The organism is Mesorhizobium sp. M7A.F.Ca.CA.001.10.2.1 (genome assembly GCF_003998575.1).
Lineage (GTDB): Bacteria > Pseudomonadota > Alphaproteobacteria > Rhizobiales > Rhizobiaceae > Mesorhizobium.
The window spans coordinates 1-21067 of record NZ_RZQY01000029.1 but is presented as its reverse complement, the minus strand read 5'-3'; the positions used below and the strand labels follow the sequence as shown (position 1 = coordinate 21067).

General features: G+C 63.3%; 19 protein-coding genes. 15 read left to right on the top strand and 4 right to left on the bottom strand.

Annotation, left to right across the window (positions count from 1 at the left end):
• The first annotated feature begins 212 nt into the window (after nucleotides 1-212).
• From rnk to EN964_RS03800, 3 genes are all read left to right on the top strand, one after another.
• Nucleotides 213-635, top strand: a complete 423-nt coding sequence (gene rnk, locus EN964_RS03810; RefSeq protein ID WP_127267089.1) for a nucleoside diphosphate kinase regulator — start codon at nucleotides 213-215, stop codon at nucleotides 633-635.
• A 14-nt stretch (nucleotides 636-649) separates the two neighbouring features.
• Entirely contained in the window at nucleotides 650-1192 is a 543-nt protein-coding gene (locus EN964_RS03805; RefSeq protein ID WP_236383239.1) for a nucleoside-diphosphate kinase, read from the top strand.
• Between the two features lie 121 nt (nucleotides 1193-1313).
• Nucleotides 1314-2570 carry a D-amino acid dehydrogenase gene (locus EN964_RS03800; protein ID WP_127267087.1) on the top strand — a complete coding sequence of 419 codons (1257 nt, stop codon included), beginning with the start codon at nucleotides 1314-1316 and terminating at the stop codon, nucleotides 2568-2570.
• A gap of 4 nt (nucleotides 2571-2574) precedes the next feature.
• Here the strand turns inward: EN964_RS03800 and EN964_RS03795 are convergent, their stop codons facing one another.
• The 3 genes from EN964_RS03795 to EN964_RS03785 form a co-directional block, all read right to left on the bottom strand.
• Nucleotides 2575-4731, bottom strand: coding sequence for a phosphatidylserine/phosphatidylglycerophosphate/cardiolipin synthase family protein (locus tag EN964_RS03795; RefSeq protein WP_127270379.1), 2157 nt, complete (start codon nucleotides 4729-4731; stop codon nucleotides 2575-2577).
• A complete protein-coding gene (locus tag EN964_RS03790) occupies nucleotides 4728-5171 on the bottom strand; it encodes a hypothetical protein (RefSeq protein WP_127268689.1) in 444 nt (147 codons plus the stop codon). The genes EN964_RS03795 and EN964_RS03790 overlap by 4 nt, the downstream gene beginning before the upstream one ends.
• A gap of 98 nt (nucleotides 5172-5269) precedes the next feature.
• Nucleotides 5270-6151, bottom strand: a complete 882-nt coding sequence (locus EN964_RS03785; RefSeq protein WP_127268690.1) for a LysR family transcriptional regulator — start codon at nucleotides 6149-6151, stop codon at nucleotides 5270-5272.
• 214 nt (nucleotides 6152-6365) lie between these two features.
• On the opposite strand from EN964_RS03785, the gene EN964_RS03780 reads away from it, so the two are divergent.
• Nucleotides 6366-7862, top strand: coding sequence for a CoA-acylating methylmalonate-semialdehyde dehydrogenase (locus EN964_RS03780; protein WP_127268691.1), 1497 nt, complete (start codon nucleotides 6366-6368; stop codon nucleotides 7860-7862).
• Nucleotides 7863-8079: 217 nt separating this feature from the next.
• Nucleotides 8080-8337, top strand: coding sequence for a hypothetical protein (locus EN964_RS03775; protein ID WP_127268692.1), 258 nt, complete (start codon nucleotides 8080-8082; stop codon nucleotides 8335-8337).
• A 96-nt stretch (nucleotides 8338-8433) separates the two neighbouring features.
• On the opposite strand, the gene EN964_RS03770 is transcribed toward EN964_RS03775, so the two are convergent.
• Complete coding sequence (locus tag EN964_RS03770; RefSeq protein ID WP_236383238.1) at nucleotides 8434-9084, bottom strand: GntR family transcriptional regulator; 651 nt, start codon at nucleotides 9082-9084, stop codon at nucleotides 8434-8436.
• 111 nt (nucleotides 9085-9195) lie between these two features.
• Here EN964_RS03770 and EN964_RS03765 point away from each other — a divergent pair, with 111 nt between their 5' ends.
• The 10 genes from EN964_RS03765 to EN964_RS03720 form a co-directional block, all read left to right on the top strand.
• The gene (locus EN964_RS03765; protein ID WP_127268694.1) at nucleotides 9196-10089 is read left to right on the top strand and encodes a dihydrodipicolinate synthase family protein; all 894 of its coding nucleotides are present in this window, start codon (nucleotides 9196-9198) and stop codon (nucleotides 10087-10089) included.
• A 60-nt stretch (nucleotides 10090-10149) separates the two neighbouring features.
• Nucleotides 10150-11400, top strand: a complete 1251-nt coding sequence (locus tag EN964_RS03760; RefSeq protein WP_164748659.1) for an FAD-binding oxidoreductase — start codon at nucleotides 10150-10152, stop codon at nucleotides 11398-11400.
• A 31-nt stretch (nucleotides 11401-11431) separates the two neighbouring features.
• Entirely contained in the window at nucleotides 11432-12433 is a 1002-nt protein-coding gene (locus EN964_RS03755; protein WP_127267458.1) for a 4-hydroxyproline epimerase, read from the top strand.
• Between the two features lie 334 nt (nucleotides 12434-12767).
• Nucleotides 12768-13670 carry a branched-chain amino acid ABC transporter permease gene (locus EN964_RS03750; RefSeq protein ID WP_127267457.1) on the top strand — a complete coding sequence of 301 codons (903 nt, stop codon included), beginning with the start codon at nucleotides 12768-12770 and terminating at the stop codon, nucleotides 13668-13670.
• A gap of 4 nt (nucleotides 13671-13674) precedes the next feature.
• Nucleotides 13675-15270 carry a high-affinity branched-chain amino acid ABC transporter permease LivM gene (gene livM / locus EN964_RS03745; protein ID WP_127267456.1) on the top strand — a complete coding sequence of 532 codons (1596 nt, stop codon included), beginning with the start codon at nucleotides 13675-13677 and terminating at the stop codon, nucleotides 15268-15270.
• Nucleotides 15270-16838: an ATP-binding cassette domain-containing protein gene (locus EN964_RS03740; protein ID WP_127267455.1), complete on the top strand. Its 1569-nt coding sequence runs from the start codon at nucleotides 15270-15272 to the stop codon at nucleotides 16836-16838. Before livM ends, EN964_RS03740 begins: the two co-directional genes overlap by 1 nt.
• The gene (locus tag EN964_RS03735; RefSeq protein WP_027037230.1) at nucleotides 16838-17566 is read left to right on the top strand and encodes an ABC transporter ATP-binding protein; all 729 of its coding nucleotides are present in this window, start codon (nucleotides 16838-16840) and stop codon (nucleotides 17564-17566) included. The genes EN964_RS03740 and EN964_RS03735 overlap by 1 nt, the downstream gene beginning before the upstream one ends.
• A 112-nt stretch (nucleotides 17567-17678) precedes the next feature.
• Nucleotides 17679-18026, top strand: a complete 348-nt coding sequence (locus EN964_RS03730) for a DUF6867 family protein (protein ID WP_023811804.1) — start codon at nucleotides 17679-17681, stop codon at nucleotides 18024-18026.
• Between the two features lie 137 nt (nucleotides 18027-18163).
• On the top strand, nucleotides 18164-19282 hold the full coding sequence (locus EN964_RS03725) for a branched-chain amino acid ABC transporter substrate-binding protein (protein WP_027037229.1): 1119 nt from the start codon (nucleotides 18164-18166) through the stop codon (nucleotides 19280-19282).
• A gap of 284 nt (nucleotides 19283-19566) precedes the next feature.
• Nucleotides 19567-21067, top strand: a 1501-nt coding sequence (locus tag EN964_RS03720) for a biotin carboxylase N-terminal domain-containing protein (protein WP_127276176.1), incomplete at its 3' end; no start/stop codon positions are given.

Here is a 21067-nt window from a genome sequence, read left to right as displayed (position 1 = left end):
CGCTTATATCAGAACCTTGTTCCGGGTCTGCCCGATCGCGGGATCGTAGCCCCGGCGCGGCCGCCTTTTGGCGTCCGTCCGAACCGGGGCATTTCTACCTGACATCATCATTCCCGAGCCAGACAGCTTCGCGGCTGCCGGCTTTCATCAAGCCACCGTTTGTGCGGCGGCAGGCGCGCGTCTGTTGGATGCGCCAAGTCATGAGGTTTGCCATGCAACATGCAACAGGATTGCGTCCACCGAGCCGGCTTCTGGTCAGCGATGCCGACCACCACCGGCTGACGGGCCTGGCGCGGGCGTCGCTCGACCGCGTGCCCGAGACGGCCGAAGAACTGCTTTCGGAGATGGACCGTGCCTTCGTGACGGCAGCGGCTTCCATGCCGGCCAACGTGGTGCGGATGGGTTCGACGGTGACAATCCGCAACGATGGCGGCCACACCCAGCGCATCACGCTGGTCTATCCCGGCGAAGCAGACATCAGTGAAAACAGGATCTCGGTGCTGACGCCGATGGGGACGGCGCTTATCGGCGCGTCGATCGGGCAGACAGTGTGCTGGAGCAGCCGTGGCGGCCGGGAACTGTCGGCGACCATCGAAGCGGTCGATGCGCCGGCCTGCGGGCGGGAAGGGTCCTGAGCATGGAGACGGCGATGACAGGCGCGAATTTCCGGCTGACGACGAAGGACTTCGCCGTCCTCGAGATCATGTTGGAGCGTTGGCGGGCTTTCGCGGATCCGATTGTTCCAATGCTTGAAGAGAAGCTTTCCAAAGCCGAGGTCGTCGCGATCGATTCGGTCGGATCCGATATCGTGACGCTGAACAGCAGGCTGGTGTTTCGTGTCGATGCCGGCCCTGCCGAGACCCGAACTCTGGTGCAGAATGAGGTGCACGGTCCGGTCGGCTCCAGCCTGTCGATCATGACAAGGCGGGGGCTTTGCATGCTCGGCATGGCCGAGGGTCAGACTGCATGGATCGAACAGGCCGACGGCAGGCGGGAGTCGGTCCTGATCGCGACCGTGCTCTACCAGCCGGAGGCCGCGCGGCGTGCCGTCAGGGAGAAATCCCGAGACGAGGCGCGACGGCCGCATGGGCTCACCCTCGTCTACAGCGCCGCAGCCGATTGGCGGCCCCTTGGCGAAAGGGCCGGAATGCGGCAGACAGGGGATGACGACCCCGGTCCCACGGCGGCGTGAACAGGCAACACTGCATGATCCCGAAAGTCGGCATCGATTTTCGCTGGGGATCGTGCGCAAATCGGAAATACGGCCGCGTCCAGGCGTCCTCAAGGGCGTGCGGCGCGGCAAGGAGTGAACGATGAAGATCATGGTGCTGGGCGGCGGCGTCATCGGAGTGACCACGGCGTACTTTCTTGCCGAGGCCGGCCACGAGGTGACGGTTCTCGATCGCCAGAAAGGCCCGGCGCTGGAAACCAGCTTCGCCAATGCCGGCGAGATTTCGCCCGGCTACGCCTCGCCCTGGGCCGGACCCGGCATTCCGCTGAAGGCGATCAAATGGCTGCTGATGAAGCATGGCCCGCTGGTGGTGCGGCCGGCCTTCGACCCGCATATGTGGACATGGCTGATCAAGATGCTGCGCAACTGCACCGCCGAGCGCTATGCGATCAACAAGGCGCGCATGGTGCCGCTCGCCGAATACAGCCGCGACACGCTGAAGGCGCTACGCGAAGCGACCGGCATCGCCTATGACGAGCGCACCCAGGGCACGCTGCAGCTGTTCCGGACGCAAAAGCAGCTTGACGGCACCGGCGGAGATGTCGAGGTGCTGAAGAAGTATGGCGTGCCTTACGAGACCCTCGACCAGGACGGCTGCATCGCGGCTGAGCCTGGCCTTGCCGGGGTGCGCGAAAAGTTCGTCGGCGGCCTCAGGCTGCCGCACGACGAGACCGGCGACTGCAAGATGTTCACCGACAGGCTGGCCGAACTCTGTGTGGCCCGTGGCGTCAAGTTCGAGTACGACGTGACGATCTGGCGCGTCATCCGCAGCCGCAACCGCATCGCCAATCTCAGCACCAGCAAGGGCTGGAAAACCGCCGACGCCTATGTGATGGCGCTGGGCAGTTATTCGGCAGGTTTCATGCGCCGGGTGAAGCGGCCGATCCCGGTCTATCCGGTCAAGGGCTATTCGATCACCGTGCCGATCAAGGACGCCGCCGCGGCACCGGTGTCGACGGTGATGGACGAGACCTACAAGGTGGCGATCACCCGGCTCGGCGACCGCATCCGGGTTGGTGGTACGGCCGAGATTTCCGGCTTCGACCTCAGGCTGCACGAATCGCGGCGGCGCACGCTGGAACACTCGGTTGGCGATCTCTTTCCGGGCGCCGGCGCCATGCGGGACGCGACGTTCTGGTGCGGGCTGCGGCCGATGACGCCGGATGGTCCGCCGCTGATCGGCCGCACCGAGCTTTCCAATCTCTATCTCAACACCGGCCACGGCACGCTCGGCTGGACCATGGCTTGTGGCTCGGGCAAGGTTCTGGCCGACATCATCTCCAGCCGGGTGCCTGACATCGACGTTCGCGACCTCGCGCAGGAGCGCTATCTACGGTAGAGGGTCAGAATGCCTGCCGGACCCAGTCCTCGTCGAACAGCAGCCGATAGGCCCATGGGATCGTCACATTGGTGGCGACCGGATTGGAGTGGGCGACATAGTCGTCATAGATCGGCTTCATCCTGGTGTAGAAGGCCGGATCGAGCACCATCATGCCGTTCTCACTGTCGTGGAAGAAGCTGCGGTTGTTGAGATTGACCGACGAGATGGCGACCAACCTTTCGTCGATCATCATGATCTTGGAATGCAGCACCACGTCAGGCGCCTTGAATTCGCGGATGTTGATGCGGTCGCCATATTTCTCGACGAACAGCTTGTTGAGCGCGGTGAGAAACTTGCCGCCGATATCGCCCTTGAGATCGATGCGGCCGACAATGTCGATCCTGACGCCGCGGGCGAGCGCCCGGTCAACAGCCTGGGCAAGCTTGGGCGTCAGGTTGAGGTAGGGATTGACGATCTGGATATGGTGCTGGGCAGCGTCGACCAGTTCGACGAAATAGTCCTCCAGCGCATGGCCGTCCTCGTAGGGCACCGAAATGAAGTGTCGTGCCGTGCCTGACGGGCGGGCGCCGTCGGACCGGACCGGAATGGAGAAGGGGCGCGCCAGATTGGTGTCGGCGTCGCGCAGCCACACTGTCGAAAGATGCGCAGCCAGCATTTCGACCGTGGCCGGATCGGCGAACTCGATGTCGAAGTCGCTCCAGTTCGAATAGTAGTTCAGCGAGAGCCCGTCGGTCTTGCCGTATTGCTCAAGGTCTGGATAGCGCGACAGATCGATCGGCTGGTGGAACAGGAAGCCGTCATGGATGTTGCGGCCGCCGATGATGGCGCGCGACCGCCGTGGATCGTCGGCAAGCGTCGCCAGCATCTTGACGTGATGGACCTTGTGCAGTTGTGAAATCTGCTCGTCGATCGGCGCACCATGGTCCGCCCGCCAGCGATATTCCTGCAATTGGACATTGGGGAATTCGGCCGCCAGCCGATGCAGCAGGGCGTCGTCCTTGTCGCGCTCCAGCACGTCGGTGACCAGGATGCGCACCTTGGTGCCGAGGGCTGCATGGTGGCGGATCAGCCGTTCGATGATGCGGCCGGAGAAGTCGGCCTTGAACTCCAGCGACGACAGGTAGATCAGCTTCAGCCTTGGCGCCCTGGAGAAGTCGAGCGGCAGCTCCGGGTCGCCCTTGTCGATGGCGCTGTCGGACAGCGGCGCCCCTATCAGCGCCTCGACCTTGGCGTTGAAGCCATCGCGCGATTTGCGCAGCAGGCGCGGCTTTCCGATCGGCAAGGCGCAGGTCTGCGACAGCCAGCGGCTGGCATAGAAGGCGCGGCTGAGCGCATCGAGGCCGGTGGGGTTAGGCGTCGTGCAACGCTCGTAGCGACTGTCGAAGGCGGCGAGAGCCGGATCGGCGGCCTCTTCGCGCCGAATGGTGAGCGGCGCGCCGGCCGGGGCAAGGCTGGAGCGGATCCTTGCGGTGCAGCGGTTCAGGCCGTCACTCGGAAACAGGCTGACCGTGTCGTCCTCGCCGGACAGGCGAAAACGGAATGCCGTGCCCATGGCGATGGTGCGTGAACCGCCGCCGGCACGGATCGCCAGCGTGCCGTCGCAGATGCCCTCGATGTCGGCCGGTTGCTTGCCGGCCTGGCGCAGCACGACCTCGACGCTGCGCGCCTGCAGGCCGGAGAAATCGAAGATCCTGGGCGCCGAGGGCCGCGCAGCCGCATCGATGTAGAGTGTCTGCCGCGACACCCGCCAGCGTCCGTCGAAATGAGCCTCGCCGCTGTTGGCGCCGGCCGGCGGCAGATGCGTTTCGGCAACCGGCCCGGCCAGTTGCTGCAGTGTCCGGTAGGTCGCCTGGAAATCGCTGTTGCGGATCTCATGGCGGTCGTGACCGAAAGGGCCGGTGCCGTTGGCGCGGTCCATGGCGCCGAGCTGGTGATGGGCGAGCAGCGCCAGGAACCGTTTTTCGTAGTCGTTCGTACCGGCGTCACCGAAAAACTGCGCGGTGGCGATCCGCGGCCCAGCTGTCTCGGCGGAGAGCGCGGGTCGCGCGCAAGCGCTCTGGCCTTGCAGGAGATCGCAGGCATTGCGGCCAGCGCCGGCACAGCCGGCAATGACAGCCAGCCCGAACAGAACGATGGCGATGGATGCGCGACCCTTCACCCGGGCGCTCCGGCCTTCAGGGCGCTCAATTGCGCGGGATCGCGCGGCGGCATGAAGCCCTGCGGGAAGACCTTGCAGACGGGAATGGCGAAGGTGGCGATCAACAGTTCGGCCTCGCCGCGCATTTTGCGTGGCGTTGTCTTGTCGTCGCGGATCGCTTTCGCCGAGGCGACCAGGGTGCCGTCGCAGTCGCAATGGTTGTGGCGGGCGATATAGCAGGCATCATGCGTCTGGCAGACCGCGTCGAGGCGGTCGGCCGGCCGGGCCGATAGATCGCCGGTGCGGGTGCCAGGGCCGCAATAATTGCCCAGGACGAAAGGCGAAGGCCGCGCCATGGCGTAGCGGATCGGCTTGGGCAGCTCGGCCTCCGGGACCTTCGTCCACGGGTTGGCGCAAGCGGAAACGAAAAGCAGCGGCAGGATGGCAAGAACGGCTCGCATGTCTATCCGCGCCAGCTTTCTAAGGGATCGTCTCTACGCGGCGGCTGCACGCCTGATGCCATTCTGGCCGGTTTTGTGGCAAGGAAAAGGCGGCACGGCTAAACAAATAGGCTCCGCTCCCGCTCCACCATCTTGGTGATGAAGCTGGCGACGATCTGGACGCGGCGCAGCGGCCTGACCGATTCGTGATAGACCAGCCAGTAGGCACGGCGGATCGGCGCGACCACATCGACGGATACCAATTCCGGCATCGAGCGGGCGACGAAGGTGTGCAGGATGCCGATGCCGGCGCCCGAGCGCACCGCCTCGGCCTGGCCGAGTGCGGAGGAGATGGCGAAACTGGTGCGCCAGTCGGCGCTGAATTCGCCCGCATAGTCGAGCGAGGGACTGACGATGAGGTCGGGTACGTAGCCGATCAGCGTGTGCTGGCCGAGCTCGGCGGCGGTTTTGGGCAAGCCATGCGCTTCAGCATAAGCGCACGAGGCAAACAGGCCGAGCGAGTAGTCGACCAGCTTTCCCGCCACCAGCCGGCCTTCTGTCGGCCGCTCGACGGTGATGGCGATGTCCGCCTCGCGGCGCGACAAGGAAAAGGAGCGCGGCACCGGCACAAGCTGGATCGTCAGCTCGCGGTGCAGGGCGGTCAGTTCGCCGAGGCGCTTGGCCAGGAAGGCGACACCAAAACCATCAGGCGCGCCGATGCGCACCGTGCCGGAAACGTCGTCGCCTTCGCCTGAAATGGTCGAGCGCGCGGCGATCATGTCGCCCTCCATGCGCTCGGCAATGTCGAGAAAACGCTCGCCGGCGGGCGTCAGCTCGCTGCCGGTGGTCAAGCGGCGAAACAGCTTTGTCCGCAGCGCTTCCTCGAGTGCGGCGATGCGGCGTGAGACGGTGGCGTGGTTGAGCTCCAGCCGTTTGGCGGCGCCAAGGATCTGGCCTGCGCGCGCCACGGCGAGGAAGATGCGGACGTCATCCCAGTTCATGGGGAGGGTCCAGATGACAATTATCGACGCTGCGTTCTGTGGTGGAACTCAATCTCTCAATCCGCACGGCAGCAATTGCATCCCACCATTTGCGGGAATTGATGCTCGCTCGTCAATCGTTATCTATTCTCCGCACAACGGTTGCGTTCTCACTCGCGTTGCCATCCGCCGGCCAAAGGCGGACAATGCAGCATCACAAACAGGGAGAGAAATCATGATTGACTATGGTCATTTCATTGGCGGCAAGCATGTCGCCGGGACCAGCGGCCGCAAGCAGGATGTCATGCAGCCGATGGACGGCTCCGTGCGCGGCACGGTGGCGTTGGCCTCGCAGGCGGAACTGCGCGCGGCGGTCGAGAATGCCAAGGCAGCGCAGCCGAAATGGGCCGCGACCAACCCGCAGCGCCGCGTACGCGTGCTGATGAAGTTTCTCGAACTGGTCGCGCGCGACTATGACGAACTGGCCGACATCCTGGCGCGCGAGCACGGCAAGACGATCGCCGACGCCAAGGGCGACATCCAGCGCGGCCTCGAAGTGGTCGAGGTCTGCATCGGCGCACCGCACATGATGAAGGGCGAATTCACCGACGGCGCCGGCCCCGGCATCGACGTCTATTCGATGCGCCAGCCGCTCGGCGTCGTCGCCGGCATCACGCCGTTCAACTTCCCGGCGATGATCCCGCTGTGGAAGATCGCGCCGGCCATCGCCTGCGGCAACGCCTTCATCCTGAAACCGTCGGAACGCGATCCCGGCGTGCCGATGCGTATCGCCGAACTGTTCCTCGAAGCCGGCCTGCCGGCAGGCATCCTCAACGTCGTCAATGGCGACAAGGACGTGGTCGACGCCATCCTCGACGATCCCGATATCAAGGCCATCGGCTTTGTCGGCTCGACGCCGATCGCCCATTACATCTATTCGCGCGGCACGGCCGCCGGCAAACGCGTGCAGTGCTTCGGCGGTGCCAAGAACCACATGATCATCATGCCCGATGCCGACATGGACCAGACCGTCGATGCGCTGATCGGTGCCGGCTACGGCTCGGCCGGCGAGCGCTGCATGGCGATCTCGGTCGCCGTCCCGGTCGGCAACGATACCGCCAACCGGCTGATGGAAAAGCTGATCCCGCGCGTCGAGAGCCTGAAGGTCGGTCCTTCGACGGACTCTTCCGCCGATTTCGGCCCGCTGGTGACGGCGCAGGCATTGGAACGGGTCAAGGGCTACGTGGATACCGGCGTCAAGGAAGGCGCCAAGCTGGTCGTCGACGGCCGCGGCTTCTCCATGCAGGGCTATGAAGACGGCTACTATATGGGTGGCTGCCTGTTCGACAACGTGACCGCGGACATGCGTATCTACAAGGAAGAGATCTTTGGGCCGGTGCTCTCTGTTGTGCGCGCCCCGACCTATGAGAGCGCGATCAAGCTCGCCAACGATCACGAGATGGGCAATGGCGTCGCCATCTTCACCCGTGACGGCGATGCCGCGCGCGACTTTGCAAGCCGTGTCCAGGTCGGCATGGTGGGCGTCAACGTGCCGATCCCGGTGCCGATCGCCTATTACACGTTCGGCGGCTGGAAGGCATCTTCGTTCGGCGATCTCAACCAGCACGGCCCGGACGCGTTCCGCTTCTACACCAAGACCAAGACGGTGACCTCGCGCTGGCCGTCCGGCATCAAGGATGGTGCCGAATTCGTCATCCCGACGATGAATTGACCGGACAACAAATTGATTTGGATTAAGGCCCGGGCGCTCGCGCCCGGGCGTTTTTTTGCAATCCGGCCGCGACCCTATCCGCTTGAACGCTAATGTGATGGAACCAAGTAGGCCTCTGCCGTCTTGGTCTGCAGTCCTGCCGCAAGGAGGTACGGCAGATCAAGCAACGGCGCTGGCGACAGCTTCGGGGACATCGTCTGGCGCAAGGAGGTGTCAGATGACCCGTCTTGTGGCAACGCTATTTTTCGTGGCAATTTCTGCGTTTCCCGCCGTCCCGGCGCTGGCGGCGCAATGCGCGGCCCGTGCGGATATGATCAAAGCGCTCGGCGAAAAATTCCACGAAAGCGAGGCGGCGCGCGGCCTGGTCAACCCGAGCCTGATTCTTGAGATATTCGTCTCCGACCAGGGCACCTGGACAATTCTTGCCACCGACACGCATGGTCAGAGCTGCGTCATCACGGCAGGCGAAGGCTGAGACGGTCCGTTGATGGCGGCGGCTGCCTTGCCCGGGACTTGACCCGAGCTTCGAGGAAGCGCCGGCGACGAAAGCGCACCGGATATAAAAGGACGTTCAGCGCGTGGCGGCCGTCTCCGCGTGGCCGCGCAGTAGCGCCATCAGGCGTTTGGCATCCTTGGCCGCGGCCTCCTCGTCGCCGGCAAGGATCGAGCGGATCAGCGCGACATGGTGCTCGGCGGATTCGGCAAGGCCGGTCTCGGCCTTGTAGCGGAACCAGAAGCGGCGGCTATGGGTCTGCAAGGGGGCGGCCAGACGGGCGGCGAAGGGATTGTCGGCAGCCAGCGCCAGCGCTTCGTCGAGTGCCTTGTCGGCCTGGATGAAGGCAAGCACATTACCCGAGATCACCGCCTTCTGCATGGCAAGCGCTGCTTCGTGAAACAGGTCGGCGGCTTCGCGGGTGACGAAGCGGGCGGCCGAGCGGGCGAGCACCACCTCGACGCCGCGACGCGCATCGAGGACGCGCAACCAGTCGCCGGGATGGAGCGGGGCGATGGCGATGCCGGCGCGCGGCCTGACGTCGAGCAGCCCTTCCCATGCCAGCCGCTGGATCGCTTCGCGCACCGGTGTCCTGCCAAGCCCGAGCCTGTCGATCAGAGCGCCCTCGGTGACGAAGCTTGCCGGGGCCAGTTCGAGCGTGACGATCATGTGCTCGAGCACATGGTAGGCCCTGGTCGCGGCCGGCTCTGCCGGGAGGCTTGCTGCCATGGATATCAAATGCGCTCTCCTGATATATCTTGAATATATCATAACGGAATCCGCATTGACAGCGGGTTTGTTAATAGATATACCGCTGATATATCAGATGGAGAGATGATCATGTGGACCGGAGTTTTCCCTGCCGTCACGACCAAATTCACCGCGGATGATCGTCTCGATCATGCCGAGATGGAGCGCTGCTTCAGCCTGCAGATGGAGGCCGGCTGCGACGGCATCATCGTCTGCGGATCGCTCGGCGAGGGGCCGATGCTGTCGCCCGACGAGAAGATCGAGGTGCTGAAGACCGCACAGAAGGTCGCCGGCAAGAAGCCGGTGCTGCTGACCGTCAACGAGGCCGGCACACGCGAGGCGGCCAGCATCGCCAAGCGCGCCGCCAAAGAAGGCGCCAATGGCCTCATGGTCGTGCCGAGCCCGATCTACCACACCAATGCGGAAGAGACGGTCGCGGCGCTGCGCGCGGTCGCGCAGGCGGGCGACCTGCCGGTCATGATCTACTCCAACCGGCTTGCCTACCGCGTCGACGTCACCGTCGACCAGATGGAGGAGCTAGCGTCGGACAAGCGCTTTGTCGCGATCAAGGAATCCTCCGACGACATCCGTCGTTCGACCGAGATCATCAATCGCCTGGGCACTCGCTACGACCTGTTCACCGGCGTCGACAATCTGGCCTTCGAGGCGCTCTCGGTCGGCGCCATCGGCTGGGTGGCGGGACTGGTCACAGCCTTCCCGCGCGAGACCGTCGCCATCTTCCAGCTGATGAAGCAGGGCCGCCGCGAGGAGGCGCTCGCCATCTACCGCTGGTTCCGGCCGCTGCTCGATCTCGATGTCTCGACTTACCTGGTCCAAAACATCAAGCTTGCCGAAGTGTTCGCGATCAACACAAATGACCGCGTTCGCATGCCGCGGCAGCCGCTGTCTGGCGAGCGCCGCAAGGCTGTCGAGAAGATCGTCAAGGATGCGCTCGCCGTGCGGCCGAAGCTGCCGCAGTTCTGAGCTGGTATGAAGCGAGCGGGGCGGAGACTGGGACATGCATGCAGGGGGTGACGTACAACGATGAATAGCGATGTTCCAATCGACATCGCCATCATCGGTGGCGGCATCATCGGCATCTGTGCCGCTGCGTCTCTCGCCGAGGCCGGACGCCGGGTCACCGTCTTCGACCGCACAGGCATTTGCGAGGAGACGAGCTCCGGCAACGCCGCCGCCTTTGCCTTTTCCGATGTGCTGCCGCTGGCCCACAAGGGCATGATCCGGCAGCTGCCGAAATGGCTGGCCGATCCGCTTGGCCCGCTCAGCATTCCGCCCGCCTATCTGCCGAAGCTTCTGCCCTGGCTGGTCCGCTTCTGGCGCGCCGGTGCGCTGGGAAAATACGAGGTGAGCCTTGCTGCTCAGGCGGGCATGATGAAGCTCGCCGAGGCGGAGTGGATGGGCCTGCTCGATCGCTCCGGCACGCGGTCGATGCTGCGCGAGGATGGCTCGCTCGAGCTCTATGAAAGCGAAGCCGAGTTCCAGGCCGGGCTGCCCGGCTGGGCGGCGCGTGAGCGTTTCGGCATCGGTTTCCGCCATGTCGAGGGCGAGGAGCTGGCCGCCTTGCAGCCGGGGCTGTCGCCGCGCTTCATCAAAGGCACGTTCGTGCCGGGATGGAAGACGGTCGCCGACCCGAAACTGCTGGGCAAGGCGGTGTGGGCCTACGCACAAAGCAAGGGTGCCCGCTTTGAGATGGCCCGGATCGGCCAAGTCGCGGCGGATCAGGATGGTGCGACGCTGACATTGGCAGACGGCACGACCAGACAGGCGCGACACCTCGTCGTCGCAGCAGGCGCATGGTCGCATCTGCTGGCGAAGCAACTCGGCGATCGCATTCCGCTGGAGACCGAGCGCGGCTATAACACTACGTTGCCGACGAGTGCCTTCGACGTGAAGCGGATGCTGATCTTCTCCGGCCATGGCTTCGTCGTCACGCCGCTCGCAACGGGCCTGCGTGTCGGTGGCGCCGTCGAACTCGGCGGCATCGAGCGGCGGCCCAATTATGCCAGGTCTAAGGCGCTGCTGCAGAAGGCGCAGAAATTCCTGCCGGGGCTCGATCCCTCGGGTGGGCGCGAATGGATGGGGTTCCGCCCCTCGCTGCCGGATTCAGTGCCCGTCATCGGCGGCGCGCCGGGAAGGCGGTCGGTGGTCTATGCCTTCGGCCATGGCCATCTCGGCCTGACCCAGGCGGCGGCCACCGGACGGTTGATCAGGGATCTTGTCCTGGGGCAGACTCCACCGATCGAACTGGCCCCCTTCAGTCCGCAACGATTTTGATATTTTCGGGTTTTGATTTTCGAGGAGCGTCATGGCCAAGAAATCCTTCTTCTGCATAGACGGCCACACCTGCGGCAATCCGGTGCGGCTGGTCGCTGGGGGCGGCCCGCTGCTGCAGGGCGCGACGATGATGGAGCGGCGTGCGCATTTTCTGGCCGAGTATGACTGGATCCGCACCGGCCTGATGTTCGAGCCGCGCGGCCACGACGTGATGTCCGGTTCGATCCTCTATCCGCCGACGCGCGAGGATTGCGACATCGCCATCCTGTTCATCGAAACCTCCGGCTGCCTGCCGATGTGCGGCCATGGCACCATCGGCACGGTGACGATGGCGATCGAGCACGGTCTGATCAAGCCGAAGACGCCGGGCGTGCTTCGGCTCGACACGCCGGCCGGACTTGTCATCGCTGAATACAAACAGGTCGGCGACTATGTCGAGGAGGTGCGCATCACCAATGTGCCGTCCTTCCTCCATGCCGAGGGGCTGACAATTGAATGCCCTTGGCTCGGCGAAATCACCGTCGACGTCGCCTATGGCGGCAACTTCTACGCCATCGTCGAACCGCAGAAGAACTATCGCGACATGGCCGATTATTCGGCGGGCGACTTCATCGCCTGGAGCCCGGTGGTGCGCCAGCGGCTCAACGAGAAATATTCCTTCGTCCATCCTGAGAACCCGGGCATCAACCGGCTGTCGCACATGCTGTGGACCGGTGCTCCGACGGTGGATGGGGCGGATGCCCGCAATGCCGTGTTCTACGGCGACAAGGCGATCGACCGCTCGCCCTGCGGCACCGGCACCTCGGCGCGCATGGCGCAGCTTCATGCCAAGGGCAAACTCAAGGCCGGCGACAGCTTCGTCCATGAATCGATCATCGGTTCGCTGTTCAAGGGCAAGGTCGAAAAAGATGTCACCGTGGCCGGCAAACCGGCCATCATTCCCTCTATCGGCGGCTGGGCGCGGATGACCGGACTGAACACCATCTTCATCGACGACCGCGACCCGTTCGCGCATGGATTTGTTGTCAAGTGATGGGAATCCTGACCTTGCGGAAAGCGAGGGCTTGAAAAACGGATCGTGCCAAAAACGCAAGGATTCCTTTCATCACCTAATTTTGACGGCGATTTCTTCGAAACGGAGCGCATGATGCAGTCGAATCGTCAAAGACATTGCGTTATGCCAATGGTAGGGTCCGCGATAGTCCAGGGGCCGGATGATGGAAAACGGGCAATCGGACAGCGTGCTTCGAAAACACGCATGACGATTGAAAAATGACGTTGCAATCCGGGCTCGAAACTTTACGACTAGGGGAAATACGAAAAGGAATGCGTCTGCATGGGCGACATTCCAGGGGAGCCATGTACACATGCAGTACTTTGTCCAGCAGCTTATCAACGGGCTGACGCTGGGATCGATCTATGGGCTGATCGCGATCGGCTACACGATGGTCTACGGCATCATCGGCATGATCAATTTCGCCCATGGCGACATCTTCATGGTGGGTGCCTTCACAGCACTGATCGTCTTCCTCGCCCTTGGCGCGCTGTTCTATTCAGTGCCGGTTGTGCTGGCGCTGCTGGTCATGATGATCGTGGCGATGCTGCTCACCAGCCTCTACAACTGGACGATTGAAAAAGTCGCGTACCGGCCGCTGCGCGGTTCGTTCCGACTGGCCCCGCTGATCACCGCCATCGGCATGTCGATCGCGCTGTCGAACTTCGTCCAGGTGACGCAGGGTCCCCGCAACAAGCCGATCCCGCCGATGGTCAGCCAGGTTTACAACATCAACGGCATCAGCGTGTCGCTGAAGCAGATCATCATCGTCGTCGTCACGGCGCTGCTGCTGGCGCTGTTCTGGTATCTGGTCAACAAGACCTCGCTCGGGCGAGCGCAACGGGCCTGTGAGCAGGACCGCAAGATGGCGGCGCTGCTCGGCATCGATGTCGACCGCACGATCTCGATCACCTTCATCATGGGTGCGGCCCTTGCCGCGGTCGCCGGCACTTTGTTCCTGATGTATTACGGCGTCATTGCCTTCTCGGATGGCTTCACGCCGGGCGTGAAGGCCTTCACGGCGGCGGTGCTGGGCGGCATTGGTTCGTTGCCGGGTGCTGTGCTCGGCGGGCTGATGATCGGCTTCATCGAGAGCATGTGGTCGGCATATTTCTCGATCGACTACAAGGACGTCGCGGCGTTCTCGATCCTGGCCATCGTGCTGATCTTCCTGCCTTCCGGCATATTGGGCCGGCCAGAAGTCGAAAAGGTCTGAGACCATGGCCGTCACCGTATCTCCGGAGCGCGACACCGTCGCCACGCCTATGCAGCGCGCGTTGCGCGAGTCACTTTATGCCGCTGCCATATCGTTTGGCCTGTTCGTGCTGTTCATCGGCCTGAAGACCGGCCAGAACATTTCTAACGAACTGGTCCTGACGACGCGCTGGGGCCTGCTTGCCGCCGTGGTGATCGCCACGGCCATCGGGCGCTTCCTCTATGTCGCTTATGGCCAGCCCTTCCTCGCCAACCAGAAGATCACCGACATCGCCACCGGTCTGCTGCCGGCCAGCGTGGCGTCGCGTTTCTTCCAGTTGCCGGCCTTCATCGTGGCCTTGGTCGCGGCGGTGGTGTTGTTTGCGGTCAACAGCTCTCTCGTCGGATGGGTGGGAGCCGTGCCGGCCGGCTATCTGCAGTTCCTGCGCGCCCTGGCAATCATCTACGTGCTGGCCTGCGTGATCTATTACTTCCGCGGTTTCATTCACGCCAACTTCACCAAACTCGGCATTGCCGCGCTGATCCTCTATCCGATCCTGGTGGTGGCGATCCTGTCGCTGATGTCCTGGTCGTTCGTCGGCGGGCTGCAAGGCTCGCTGAAATGGGTCGACAATTTCGGCATCCAGATCCTGATCTATGTGATGCTGGCCTGGGGCCTGAACATCGTCGTCGGCCTCGCCGGCCTGCTCGACCTCGGTTATGTCGCCTTCTACGCGGTCGGCGCCTATGCCTATGCGCTGCTCGGCACGCAGTACGGCCTGTCGTTCTGGATCCTTTTGCCGGCCGCCGGCGCCATGGCCGCCTTCTGGGGCGTGCTGCTCGGCTTCCCGGTGCTGCGCCTGCGCGGCGACTATCTGGCGATCGTCACCTTGGCTTTCGGTGAGATCATCCGCCTGGTGCTGATCAACTGGCGCGAGGTCACCAACGGTTCGGCCGGTATTTCCGGCATCCCGAAGGTCACCTTCTTCGGCCTGATGACCTTCAACGTGTCGGACCCCAATTACATCGCCAAGGTGCTGAATCTCGCGACCTCGAGCGCCTACTACAAGATCTTCCTCTATTACCTGATCCTGGCGCTGGCGCTGCTGACAGCCTTCGTCACCATCCGGCTGCGGCGCATGCCGGTCGGCCGTGCCTGGGAAGCGTTGCGGGAGGACGAGATCGCCTGCCGCTCGCTCGGTATCAACACCACCACCACGAAGCTCACAGCCTTCGCCACGGGTGCGATGTTCGGCGGCTTCGCCGGCGCGTTCTTCGCCGCACGGCAGGGCTTCGTCAGCCCGGAATCCTTCGTCTTCCTGGAATCGGCCATCATCCTGGCCATCGTCGTTCTCGGCGGCATGGGTTCGCTGGTCGGCATCGCGGTCGCCGCAATGGTGATGATCGGCGGCACCGAGGCATTGCGCGAACTCGACTTCCTCAAGCAGGTCTTCGGGCCCGACTTCACACCGGAACTCTACCGCATGCTTCTGTTCGGCATGGCCATGGTCATCGTCATGCTGTGGAAGCCGCGCGGCTTCGTCGGCAGTCGTGAACCAACCGCCTTCCTGAAGGAGCGAAAGGCTGTCTCAAGCTCCTTCACCAAGGAAGGACACGGCTGATGAATGCGAACCCTGTTCAGAAGGCCAATTCAGGCGCGAACGACGCTATCCTGCAGGTCGATCATCTGTCGATGAAGTTCGGTGGCCTGGTGGCCATCGGCGATCTGTCTTTCGCCGCCAAGCGCGGCGAGATCACCGCGCTGATCGGCCCCAACGGCGCCGGCAAGACCACGGTGTTCAACTGCATCACCGGCTTTTACAAGCCGTCGGAAGGCATGATCACGCTCAACCGGAACGATGGTTCGACCTTCCTGCTCGAGCGGCTGCCCAACCATGAAATCCCGGCGCGCGCCAAGGTGGCGCGCACCTTCCAGAACATTCGGCTGTTCTCCGGCATGACCCTGCTGGAGAACCTGCTGGTCGCCCAGCACAACAAACTGATGAAGGCATCGGGCTACACGGTCCTCGGCCTTTTCGGCTTCAGCGGCTATCGCAAGGCCTCGGCCGAATCGGTGGAACTCGCCAAGCATTGGCTGGAAAAGGCCGATCTTGTCGACCGTGCCGACGACCCGGCCGGCGACCTGCCCTATGGCGCGCAGCGCCGCCTCGAGATCGCTCGCGCCATGTGCACGGGACCCGAGCTTCTGTGCCTCGACGAGCCGGCGGCCGGCCTCAATCCGAAGGAATCGGCGGCGCTGAACGAGCTGCTGATCGACATCAAGAACACATCCGGTACCTCGATCCTGTTGATCGAGCACGACATGTCGGTGGTCATGCAGATCTCCGACCATGTCGTGGTGCTGGAGTACGGCCGGAAGATCTCCGACGGCAGTCCGCAGTCGGTGCGCACCGACCCGCGCGTCATCGCCGCCTATCTCGGCGTCGACGACGAGGAAGTCGAAGCGGTCCTTACCGAAGTCGGCGACGAAGATGTCATCGAACAGCTCGATACAGGGCCGGATGCCGCGCATGGTCCGGGAACATCGTCGTCCTATCTCGCCGGGCCGGTGACCGACACGGTCGGCCATAGTTCGGGCGAGCGGGTTACGGTGGCCAAGGGAGCGTCAAAGGCCGGTCAGGTTGACGCCAGGTCGCTCGCCGCGGCAAACAAGGCAGCCTCGCTGGCAGCCGTGCCGGCAGCGAAGGCAAAGCCTGCTCCGAAAGCGGCTTCAAAGGCGGCAACCGGCGCGGCGGCGACGTCGACCGCGTCGGCCAAGCCGGCAGCCAAGGCCCCGGCAAAGGCTGGAGAGATCTCCAACCGGCTGGCGGCACCTCGCGGCGGCAAGGCCGATAATTTGACCCGCATCAAGGGCATCGGCACGGTCAACGAGAAGAAGCTCAACGATCACGGCATCTTCCATTTCGACCAGATCGGCGCCTGGAAAAAGGCCGACGTCGAGGCCGCCGAAGCCTATCTCGCCTTTGACGGACGTATCGCGCGCGAGGAATGGGTCAAACAGGCCAGGCTGCTCGGCCAGGGCAAGGACACGGAATTCTCGCGCCGCGTCGATGCGGGCAAGGTGGCGACAAGCCATGCTTCCGCAAAGACTGCAAAGGCAGCCACCGGAAAGACCGGGAGCAAGACCGCTGCCAAGCCCGTGGCGGGCAAGCGCGGAGGGGGCAAGTGATGGCCGCGACAACACTGCTCGATATCAAGGGCGTGCAGACCTATTACGGCAACATCCGGGCGCTGAACGGCGTCGATGTCACCGTCAACCAAGGTGAGATCGTGGCGCTGATCGGTGCCAACGGCGCCGGCAAGTCGACGCTGATGATGACTATTTTCGGCGCGCCGCGGGCTCGCGCCGGCACCATCACCTTTGCCGGCACCGACATCACCCAGATGCCGACGCACGAGATCGCGCGCATGCGCATTGCCCAGTCGCCCGAGGGCCGGCGGATATTTCCGCGCATGACGGTGATGGAAAACCTGCAGATGGGCGCCAGCCTCGACAACCTCAAGCACTATGACGAGGACGTCGAGAAGGTGTTCACGCTGTTCCCGCGTTTGAAAGAGCGCATCACCCAGCGCGGCGGCACGCTGTCGGGCGGTGAGCAGCAGATGCTGTCGATCGGACGCGCGCTGATGGCACGGCCGAAGCTGCTTTTGCTCGACGAGCCGTCGCTGGGTCTCGCGCCGCTGATCGTCAAGCAGATATTCGACGCCATCCGCGAACTGAACCGCACCCAAGGGCTGACCGTGTTCCTGGTCGAGCAGAACGCCTTCGGCGCGCTCAAGCTCGCCACGCGCGGCTACGTCATGGTCAATGGCAATGTGACGATGAGCGGCACCGGCAAGGAACTGCTCGCCAATCCGGAAGTGCGCGCCGCCTATCTCGAAGGCGGACACCACTGAGTTCGGAGCGGAATGCGTGCATCCGCCATTCCGCTCCAGATTGTTTGTTTGTCGCATGATCTTAGTCCGGAAAGTCCGCAACTTTTCGGGGTCATGCTAAGGAGACTTCACCATGCAGGGCATTCTTTACGAGGAACCCTCGATCTGGCAGTTCTTCTTCGTCACCTGTCTGCTCGGCGGCTGGGCGGCGTGGATGACGGGCAAGGCCAGTGCTCAGACGTGGCGCAGCTTCATCCAGCTGTTCGCCTATATGCTGGGCCTCGGCATCGCGATCCGCTTCATCCATCACGCGCTGTTCGGCGGCACCATGTTCTCGCTGCACTATTATGTCGTCGACACCATCGTGCTGATGATCCTCGGCTTCGTCGGCTACCAATACACGCGCACCAACCAGATGGTGACACAGTATAATTGGCTCTACGAAAGAGCTTCACTCTTGAGCTGGAAACCGAAAGGTTGACGTTCATCATTAACGCCGTCTCGAAATTGAATCGGCGTGACAAGTGCCTGAAAATCGGCAAACTATGCTTTCTGCGATAAGGGTGGGCATCGCATGAAAGCTTCATCCACGCCCACTCCGTTAATGGGAGCGTTTAAATGAAAAAGTCACTTTTGTCCGCCGTCGCCCTGACCGCGCTCGTCGCGTTCGGCGGTGCCGCGTGGGCTGACGTAATGGTCGGCGTCGCTGGCCCGATCACCGGTCCGAATGCCGCCTTCGGCGCGCAGTTGCAGAAGGGTGCCGAAGCTGCTGTCGCCGACATCAATGCGGCTGGCGGCATCAATGGCGAGCAGATCAAGCTCGAAGTCGGCGACGACGTTTCCGATCCGAAGCAGGGCATCTCGGTCGCCAACAAGTTCGTCGGCGACGGCGTCAAGTTCGTGGTCGGTCACTTCAACTCCGGCGTCTCGATCCCGGCCTCGGAAGTCTATGCCGAGAACGGCATCGTCGAAGTGACGCCGGCCGCAACCAACCCGCAGTTCACCGAACGCGGCCTGTGGAACGTGTTCCGCACCTGCGGACGCGATGACCAGCAGGGCAGCATTGCCGGCGCTTATCTGGCCGCCAACTTCAAGGATGCCAAGATCGCCGTCGTGCACGACAAGACCACCTACGGTCAGGGCCTTGCCGACGAAACCAAGAAGGCGATGAATGCCAAGGGCCTGACGGAAGTCATGTACGAAGGCATCAATGTCGGCGACAAGGACTTCTCGGCGCTGATCGCCAAGATGAAGGAAGCCGGCGTTTCCATCATCTATTGGGGCGGCCTGCACACCGAAGCCGGCCTGATCATCCGCCAGGCCGCCGACCAGGGCCTCAAGGCGACGCTGGTCTCCGGCGACGGCATCGTGTCGAACGAGTTGGCTTCGATCGCGGGCGACGCGGTTGCGGGCACGCTCAACACGTTCGGTCCGGATCCGCGCCTGATCCCCGCCAACAAGGAACTCGTCGAGAAGTTCCGCGCGCAGGGTTTCGAACCGGAAGCCTACACGCTCTACTCCTACGCAGCCATGCAGGCGATCGCCGCGGCAGCCACCGCTGCCAAGTCGAACGATCCGCAGGCAGTTGCCAAGGCGCTGCATGAAAACGGCCCGTTCAAGACCGTGCTCGGCGACCTGTCCTATGACGCCAAGGGCGACCCGACGCTGCCCGGCTACGTCATGTACGAATGGAAGAAGGGCGACGACGGCAAGTACACCTACATCCAGAAGATGTAAGCTCGTCAGTCTCCAGACCATCTACGATGCCCGGCGCTCGCGCCGGGCATTTTCTTTTGCCATCACGGGGGGCGGCCGATAGAGCCGGGTTCTTAGCCGGTGAATGATCGTGCGCTAACTGCAAAGCCGGCGCTTTTCTTGCTGTTCGGATGAATGCGAAGGGCTTCTGGCGCAATGATTCCATTTCAATCGGTTTAAACGCACGTCAATTTTGTTTGCACTGCAGCATTTTCACGCTAATCATTGCGCCGATTTCTCTTCCTTCCGTTGCTGGAGCCCAGTCCTTGGCCATCACGAAGATCCTCGTCGCCAACCGGTCCGAAATCGCCATTCGCGTTTTTCGCGCGGCCAACGAACTCGGCCTCAAAACCGTGGCGATCTGGGCCGAGGAAGACAAATACTCCCTGCATCGCTTCAAGGCCGACGAGAGCTACCAGGTCGGACGCGGGCCGCATCTGACCCGGGACATGGGGCCGATCGAAAGCTATCTGTCGATCGAGGAGGTGATCCGCGTCGCCAGGCTGTCGGGTGCCGATGCTATTCATCCCGGCTACGGATTGTTGTCGGAAAGTCCCGAATTCGCCGACGCCTGTGCCGAAGCCGGCATTACCTTCATCGGGCCGAAGCCGGACACAATGCGGCGGCTCGGCAACAAGGTCGCGGCGCGCAATCTCGCCATCGAGGTCGGGGTGCCGGTGATCCCCGCCACCGATCCGTTGCCGGATGACATGGAGGCGGTCAAGAAACTGGCCAAGGGAATCGGCTATCCGGTGATGCTGAAGGCGTCATGGGGCGGCGGCGGCCGCGGCATGCGCGCCATCCGCGCCGAAGCCGACCTTGCCCGTGAAGTCACCGAGGGCAAGCGCGAGGCGAAAGCCGCCTTCGGCAAGGACGAGGTCTATCTTGAAAAGCTGATCGAACGCGCCCGCCATGTCGAGGTGCAGGTGCTGGGCGACACCCGTGGCAATGCGGTGCACCTGTTCGAGCGCGACTGTTCGATCCAGCGCCGCAACCAGAAGGTCGTCGAGCGGGCGCCGGCGCCCTATCTCGAAATGTCGCAGCGCGAGGAGCTTTGCGGCCATGCGCTGAAGATCGCCCGCGAGACCAGTTATATCGGCGCCGGCACGGTCGAGTTCCTGCAGGATGCCGACACCGGCAAATTCTATTTCATCGAGGTCAATCCGCGCATCCAGGTCGAGCACACCGTCACCGAGCAGGTGACCGGCATCGATATCGTCAAGGCGCAGATCCACATCCTCGACGGCTTTGCCATCGGCACACCGGAATCAGGCGTGCCGGCGCAGAAGGACATAAGGCTGAACGGCCACGCGCTGCAGTGCCGCATCACCACGGAAGATCCCGAACACAATTTCATCCCCGACTACGGCCGCATCACCGCCTATCGCGGCGCAACAGGCTTCGGCATCCGCCTCGATGGCGGCACCGCCTATTCGGGCGCTGTCATCACCCGCTTCTACGATCCGCTGCTGGAGAAGGTGACGGCGTGGGCGCCGACGCCGGCCGAGACCATCGCCCGCATGAACCGGGCGCTGCGCGAGTTCCGCATCCGCGGCGTCGCCACCAACCTGACCTTCCTCGAAGCGATTATCAACCACCCGAGCTTCGCCGACAATTCCTACACGACCAAGTTCATCGACACGACGCCGGAACTGTTCCAGCAGGTCAAGCGCCAGGACCGCGCCACCAAGCTCATCAACTATCTCGCCGACGTCAGCGTCAACGGCCATCCCGAGACGCGCGGCCGGCCGCAGCCGAAGGCCGATG

Bases quoted from the DNA above. Each gene is read 5' to 3' on its own strand.
- rnk (WP_127267089.1), top strand. From the start codon at position 213: ATGCAACATGCAACAGGATTGCGTCCACCGAGCCGGCTTCTGGTCAGC.
- EN964_RS03805 (WP_236383239.1), top strand. From the start codon at position 650: ATGACAGGCGCGAATTTCCGGCTGACGACGAAGGACTTCGCCGTCCTC.
- EN964_RS03800 (WP_127267087.1), top strand. From the start codon at position 1,314: ATGAAGATCATGGTGCTGGGCGGCGGCGTCATCGGAGTGACCACGGCG.
- EN964_RS03790 (WP_127268689.1), bottom strand. From the start codon at position 5,171: ATGCGAGCCGTTCTTGCCATCCTGCCGCTGCTTTTCGTTTCCGCTTGC.
- EN964_RS03785 (WP_127268690.1), bottom strand. From the start codon at position 6,151: ATGAACTGGGATGACGTCCGCATCTTCCTCGCCGTGGCGCGCGCAGGC.
- EN964_RS03780 (WP_127268691.1), top strand. From the start codon at position 6,366: ATGATTGACTATGGTCATTTCATTGGCGGCAAGCATGTCGCCGGGACC.
- EN964_RS03775 (WP_127268692.1), top strand. From the start codon at position 8,080: ATGACCCGTCTTGTGGCAACGCTATTTTTCGTGGCAATTTCTGCGTTT.
- EN964_RS03770 (WP_236383238.1), bottom strand. From the start codon at position 9,084: ATGGCAGCAAGCCTCCCGGCAGAGCCGGCCGCGACCAGGGCCTACCAT.
- EN964_RS03765 (WP_127268694.1), top strand. From the start codon at position 9,196: ATGTGGACCGGAGTTTTCCCTGCCGTCACGACCAAATTCACCGCGGAT.
- EN964_RS03760 (WP_164748659.1), top strand. From the start codon at position 10,150: ATGAATAGCGATGTTCCAATCGACATCGCCATCATCGGTGGCGGCATC.
- EN964_RS03755 (WP_127267458.1), top strand. From the start codon at position 11,432: ATGGCCAAGAAATCCTTCTTCTGCATAGACGGCCACACCTGCGGCAAT.
- EN964_RS03750 (WP_127267457.1), top strand. From the start codon at position 12,768: ATGCAGTACTTTGTCCAGCAGCTTATCAACGGGCTGACGCTGGGATCG.
- livM (WP_127267456.1), top strand. From the start codon at position 13,675: ATGGCCGTCACCGTATCTCCGGAGCGCGACACCGTCGCCACGCCTATG.
- EN964_RS03740 (WP_127267455.1), top strand. From the start codon at position 15,270: ATGAATGCGAACCCTGTTCAGAAGGCCAATTCAGGCGCGAACGACGCT.
- EN964_RS03735 (WP_027037230.1), top strand. From the start codon at position 16,838: ATGGCCGCGACAACACTGCTCGATATCAAGGGCGTGCAGACCTATTAC.
- EN964_RS03730 (WP_023811804.1), top strand. From the start codon at position 17,679: ATGCAGGGCATTCTTTACGAGGAACCCTCGATCTGGCAGTTCTTCTTC.
- EN964_RS03725 (WP_027037229.1), top strand. From the start codon at position 18,164: ATGAAAAAGTCACTTTTGTCCGCCGTCGCCCTGACCGCGCTCGTCGCG.